General features: G+C 62.0%; 5 protein-coding genes. 4 read left to right on the top strand and 1 reads right to left on the bottom strand.

All coding sequences use genetic code 11. The features are described 5' to 3' along the window. Positions 1-282: 282 nt before the first annotated feature. The 4 genes from VGU61_RS01845 (at position 283) to VGU61_RS01830 (ending at position 5,264) form a co-directional block, all read left to right on the top strand. Positions 283-2,670, top strand: coding sequence for a 3-hydroxyacyl-CoA dehydrogenase/enoyl-CoA hydratase family protein (locus tag VGU61_RS01845; protein ID WP_326857391.1), 2,388 nt, complete (start codon positions 283-285; stop codon positions 2,668-2,670). A gap of 32 nt (positions 2,671-2,702) precedes the next feature. Further along, positions 2,703-3,119: a PaaI family thioesterase gene (locus tag VGU61_RS01840; RefSeq protein ID WP_326857392.1), complete on the top strand. Its 417-nt coding sequence runs from the start codon at positions 2,703-2,705 to the stop codon at positions 3,117-3,119. A 15-nt stretch (positions 3,120-3,134) separates the two neighbouring features. Then, a complete protein-coding gene (locus tag VGU61_RS01835) occupies positions 3,135-4,331 on the top strand; it encodes an acetyl-CoA C-acyltransferase (RefSeq protein WP_326857390.1) in 1,197 nt (398 codons plus the stop codon). 165 nt (positions 4,332-4,496) lie between these two features. Beyond that, positions 4,497-5,264, top strand: a complete 768-nt coding sequence (locus VGU61_RS01830; protein WP_326857389.1) for an enoyl-CoA hydratase — start codon at positions 4,497-4,499, stop codon at positions 5,262-5,264. A gap of 91 nt (positions 5,265-5,355) precedes the next feature. On the opposite strand, the gene paaY is transcribed toward VGU61_RS01830, so the two are convergent. Continuing rightward, the gene (paaY, locus tag VGU61_RS01825; protein WP_326857388.1) at positions 5,356-5,958 is read right to left on the bottom strand and encodes a phenylacetic acid degradation protein PaaY; all 603 of its coding nucleotides are present in this window, start codon (positions 5,956-5,958) and stop codon (positions 5,356-5,358) included. Positions 5,959-6,162 lie beyond the last annotated feature (204 nt).

Genomic DNA, 6,162 nt, shown 5'->3' with positions numbered 1-6,162 from the left:
AGGTTCGTCGAACCTGATGGCGATGGAAGAAGAGTTCTTCTGATCTTCCGATTCAATAGCGCATCACTGTCCGGCACCTTCCCCTTGCAGGGGGGAGAAGCAGGGAATTCAGACGGCATGCCGTCTGCCTGCTGAGCGGATTGCGCTTGCAAGCGCAATCCTCTCGGTTGGGATGGGGATAGCGAGGTCGTGCAATCGTCGGTTGCTCCACCTCCACACCCCCACCCTAGCCCTTCCCCTAAAAGGAGGAGGGAACCCATCCAAGAATATAAGGAAAGTCCCATGTCCAACTTCATCGTCAAGAAAGTCGCCGTCCTCGGCGCAGGCGTGATGGGCGCGCAGATCGCGGCCCACTGCATCAACGCCAAAGTCCCCGTCGTGCTGTTCGACCTGCCCGCGAAGGAAGGTCCGAAGAACGGCATCGTGCTGCGCGCCATCGAGAATCTGAAGAAGCTCAGCCCCGCGCCGCTGGGCAACAAGGACGATGCGGCGATGATCGAAGTCGCCAACTACGAAGACAATCTCGACGTGCTGAAAAGCTGCGACCTGATCATCGAGGCGATCGCCGAGCGCATGGACTGGAAGCATGACCTGTACAAGAAAGTCGCGCCGCATATCGCGCCGAATGCGATCTTCGCCTCCAATACCTCCGGCCTGTCGATCACCGCGCTGTCGGAAGGATTCGACGCCGATCTGAAAGCACGATTCTGCGGTGTGCATTTCTTCAATCCGCCCCGCTACATGCACCTGGTCGAACTGATCCCGACCGTCTCGACCCGCCCGGAAATCATCGATCAGCTCGAAGGCTTCCTCACCACCACGCTCGGCAAGGGCGTGGTGCGTGCGAAAGACACGCCGAACTTCATCGCCAACCGCGTTGGCATCTTCAGCATGATGGCGACGATGTACGAAGCGCAGAAATTCGGTCTGCCGGTCGACGTGGTCGATGATCTCACCGGCACCAAGCTCGGTCGCGCCAAGTCCGCCACCTTCCGCACCGCCGATGTGGTCGGCCTCGACACCATGGGCCACGTGATGAAGACAATGCAGGACAACCTGCAGTCCGATCCGTTCTACCCGGTTTACAAGACGCCGGAACTGCTGGCCAAGCTGATTGCCGCCGGTTCGCTCGGCCAGAAGACCGGTGCCGGATTCTTCAAGAAAGTGGGCAAGGAGATCCTGCGCTTCGACGGCGAGAAGGGCGACTACGTGCCTTCCACCGGCAAGGCGGACGACCTGGTCGCGCGCATCCTGAAGGAAAAGGATGCCGCCAAGAAGATGAAGACATTGCGCGAATCGAGCAATCCGCAGGCGCAATTCCTGTGGTCGATCTTCCGCGACACTTTCCATTACATCGCCGTGCATCTGGAATCCATCGCCGATAACGCGCGCGATGTCGATTTCGCGTTGCGCTGGGGTTTCGGCCAGAAGAACGGCCCGTTCGAAGGCTGGCAGGCTGCGGGCTGGCAGCAGGTCGCGACCTGGGTGAAGGAAGACATCGATGCGGGCAAGGCGCTGTGCAACGCGCCGCTGCCGGCATGGGTATTCGACGGCCGTACAGGCGTGCACACCCCGGAAGGCTCCTGGTCGCCGGCGAAGAACGCCTATGTGCCGCGTTCCGACCTGCCGGTGTACCAGCGCCAGGCATTCCGCGCCACCGTGCTCGGCGAGAATGCACCGGACGGCAGCAAGGCCGGCACCACCGTATTCGAAGACGATTCGGTTCGCATCTGGCATCAAAACGACGATGTGCTGATCCTGTCGCTGAAAACCAAGATGCGCGTGATTGGCCAGGGCGTGATCGACGGTCTCGCAAAGGCCATCGCCGAAGCCGAGAAGAACTACAAGGGCCTCGTGATCTGGGGCTCCGATGCGGCCGAAGGCGGCGCATTCTCCGCCGGCGCGGACCTGCAATCGATGCTGCCGGTCTTCATGTCGGGCGGCATCAAGGCCATCGAACCGGAAGTCGCCAAGCTGCAGCAGGCACACCAGGCGCTCAAGTATGCGAACGTGCCGGTCGTCGCCGCAGTGGCGGGCCTGGCATTGGGCGGCGGCTGCGAACTGATGATGCATGCGGCCAAGCGTGTGGCGTCGATCGAATCGTATATCGGCCTGGTGGAAGTGGGCGTCGGCCTCGTGCCGGCTGGCGGCGGCCTGAAGGAAGCGGCGGTGCGCGCGGCGGCCGATGCCAAGGGCACCGACATCCTGCAATTCCTGAAAAACTACTTCACCAACGCGGCAACGGCGAACGTGTCGAAGTCGGCACTGGAAGCGCAGAAGATGGGCTACCTGTCGGCCAATGACGTGATCGTGTTCAATCCGTATGAGCTGCTGCATGTGGCGAAGGTCGAAGCCCGCGCGATGTTCGACGCCGGCTACCGTCCGCCGCTGAAGGCGCAGGTGCCCGTGGTCGGTCGCTACGGCATGGCAACCATCATGGCGCAGCTGGTGAACATGCGTGACGGCGGTTTCATCTCCGCCCACGACTTCAAGCTGGGCTCGATGATCGCCGAGATCGTTTGCGGCGGCGAGGTGGAAGCAGGCAGCATCGTTACCGAGCAGTGGCTGCTCGACCTCGAACGCAAGGCCTTCATGGAACTGCTGAACAACCCGAAAACCCAGGAACGCATCATGGGCATGATGCAGACCGGCAAACCGGTGCGCAACTGATCCGCAACTGATCCAGGAAGGCAACCATGGACATGCTTCAGCACGGCAGGCAGGCATTGGAATCGCAGCCGTTCAGCAAGCTGGTCGGCGCCATGCTGACCCGATTTGATACGGAAGGCACCGAACTGCGCGTGCCGATTGTCGATGCGCTGAAGCAGCAGCATGGTTTCGTGCACGGCGGCGTGCTCAGCTATGTCGCCGACAACGCACTGACTTTCGCCGGCGGAGCGGCGCTCGGAACGGGCGTCGTGACGTCGGAGTACAAGATCAATTACGTGCGGCCCGCCATCGGGCAGGAAATCGTCGCCCGGGCCGCCGCGGTGCATGGAGGCAAGTCGCAGGCGGTATGCCGCTGCGAGGTATTCGTCGTCAGCGAAGGTAAAGAAACGTTATGCGCGATAGCGCAAGGCACGATCGCCAGGCTTCCCGCCGCGCCATCGGTCGAATGAACCAGGAGAATGGAAATGACCAAACAACTTCAAGAAGCCTATGTAGTCGCCGCCACCCGCACGCCGATCGGCAAGGCGCCGCGCGGCATGTTCAAGAACGTCCGTCCGGACGACCTGCTCGTGCGGGTGCTGCAGTCCGCGATGTCGCAGGTGCCGGATCTCGATCCTAAGCTGATCGAAGACGCGATCGTCGGCTGCTCGTTCCCGGAAGCGGAGCAGGGCATGAACGTCGCCCGTAACGCCGTGCTGCTGGCTGGCCTGCCGAACACCGTCGGCGGCGTGACCGTCAATCGTTACTGCGCATCCGGCATCACCGCCGTCGCGATGGCCGCAGACCGCATTCGCGTCGGTCAGGCCGATGTCATGATCGCCGCCGGCGTCGAATCGATGTCGATGGTGCCGATGATGGGCCACCACCCGTCGATAAACATGAACGTTTTCAAGGACGACAACATCGGCATGGCCTACGGCATGGGCCTGACGGCCGAGAAGGTTGCGCAGCAGTGGAAAGTCTCGCGCGAGGACCAGGATGCATTTGCGCTGGAATCGCATCGCAGGGCATTGGCAGGGCAGGCCGCGGGCGAATTCGATGCGGAAACCACGCCGGTCGAAATCGTTGAGCGCTTCCCGAACCTGGCCACCGGCCAGATCGACCTCAAGACACGCACCGTCAATCGCGATGAAGGCGCGCGCCCCGACACCTCGATCGAAGGCCTGGCGAAGCTGAAGCCGGTATTCGCCGCCAAGGGCAGCGTCACCGCCGGCAACAGCTCGCAGACCTCCGACGGCGCCGGCGCGCTGATCCTCGTCAGCGAAAAAATCCTGAAGCAATTCAACCTGACGCCGCTGGCGAAATTCTCGTCCTTCGCCGTGCGCGGCGTGCCGCCGGAAATCATGGGCATCGGTCCGAAGGAAGCGATCCCCGCCGCCTGCCGCGCAGCCGGCATCACGCAGGACCAGATCGACTGGTACGAACTGAATGAAGCGTTCGCGGCCCAGGCGCTGGCAGTGGTCCGGGACCTCGGACTCGACCCGTCAAAAGTCAATCCGCTCGGCGGCGCAATCGCCCTCGGCCACCCGCTCGGCGCCACCGGCGCGATCCGTGCGGCCACCGTGGTGCATGCGCTGCAGCGCAGGAACCTGAAATACGGCATGGTCACCATGTGCGTCGGCGCCGGCATGGGCGCCGCTGGAATCTTTGAGCGCATGTAAGGACATCGCTGCGTAAAGACTGAACAAACCGTGCGGCCACAAGCTGTACGGTTTTTTCTTTTGCGCAAGGACGCATCGCCGATCTGCATCGCCGCTCATCAAAAAGCAAAATGGCCGATACTGGCCGTTCGATCAATCAATACAACGACACCAACAGGAGAACACATGGATATCTTGACCAGCAAAAGCAACGGCATTCTCACCATCGAGTTCAACCGCCCCGAAAAGAAAAACGCGATCACTTCGGCGATGTACCAGTTGATGGCCGATGCGATGAAGGACGGGGAAAGCGACCCTGCCGTCCGCGCCATCGTCCTGATCGGCAAGCCGGAAATCTTCACCGCCGGCAATGACCTCGAAGACTTCATGAAGAACCCGCCGGGCCCGGTCGGCGACCGTCCGGTGGCGCAATTCATGCGCAATCTCAGCGGTGCAAGCAAGCCGGTCGTTGCCGCCGTCGCCGGTGCGGCGGTAGGCATCGGCACCACCATGCTGATGCACTGCGACCTCGTCTACGCGGGGGACAACGCAAAGTTCTCGATGCCCTTCACCCAGCTCGGCCTTTGCCCCGAATTTGCCTCCAGCCTGCTGTTCCCGCAGATCGTCGGCTATCAGCGCGCAGCGGAAAAGCTGCTGCTTGGTGAGGCATTCACCGCGCAGGAAGCCTTGCAGATGGGACTGGTCAACCGGGTCGTTCCGGCAGCGGAGCTGGTCGCGTTCGCGCAGGGGCAGGCCGCCAAGCTTGCCGCCTTGCCGGCGTCGTCGTTGAGGGCCACCAAGCGGCTGATGAAGGGCGCGCAGGCGGATGCAATTACGGAGCGTATGGCGGAAGAGAACAAGTACTTTGGCGCGATGCTGGGTGCGCCGGAGGCGAAGGAGGCGTTCACGGCGTTTTTTGAAAAGCGCAAGCCGGACTTTACGAAGTTTTCCTGATTGCTATTGCACTGCGGCTCCAGCGCATCGAATGTCACCGGATTTTTGCGAAAGCAGGAATCCGGTAGCGCGTAGTGCGCTCACATACTCCTTATCCCCGCTTGGCTGCAATCAACGGCTTCACGTCCGGTGCTTTCGGACGTGGCCGGTTGATTTCCATTTCAGTCAGCGGCTGGACTTCCTGCATCGTCGCCAGGCAGCGTTTCGTCAAGTCCTGGTAAGTCAGTGTCCCCTCCAGCTTCCACGCAATTTCTTCCTCGCTGAGTTCGCGCAGCACCTTCGCCGGCACACCGGCCAGCAGCGATCGCGGCGGCACCTTCATGCCGGCGCGGACGAAGGCGCTGGCGGCGACGATGGTTTTTTCCCCGATCTCCGCCTCGTCCATCACCACCGCATTCATGCCGACCAGCGCGTCGCGCCGCACGACGCAGCTGTGCAGCACGGCGCCGTGGCCAATGTGGCCGTTTTCCTCGACCACCGTGTCGGCGGCAGGGAAGCCGTGGATGACGCAGGTGTCCTGCACGTTTGCTCCCCGCTGCAGCACGATGCGGCCGAAATCGCCGCGCAGCGAAGCGCAAGGGCCGACATAGCATTCGGGCCCGACGATCACGTCGCCGATCAGCACTGCGGTTGGGTGCACATAGGCGGTCGGGTCCACCACGGGGACGACGCCTTCAATCGAATAGCACGGCATAACACCTCCTCAGGTTGGTCCGAGCCGGGACTGCGGAATCGCCCTTGCCCCAGCTTGCCATGGCCGACTATAATTTAAGCCGACCGGTCGGTCAAATATACTGCCGGCAAGTTTTCTTCCGATTCATCACTTCATTTTTGGAAGCCACCGCATGGCACGAGGACGTTCCCCGGGATATGACGATCAGCGCGAGGCCATCCTGTC

It is taken from the genome of Noviherbaspirillum sp., from assembly GCF_035944575.1.
In the GTDB taxonomy this organism is placed as follows: domain Bacteria; phylum Pseudomonadota; class Gammaproteobacteria; order Burkholderiales; family Burkholderiaceae_D; genus Noviherbaspirillum.
The sequence above is the reverse complement of the archived record's forward strand: the minus strand, read 5'-3'. Positions and strand labels throughout refer to the sequence as shown.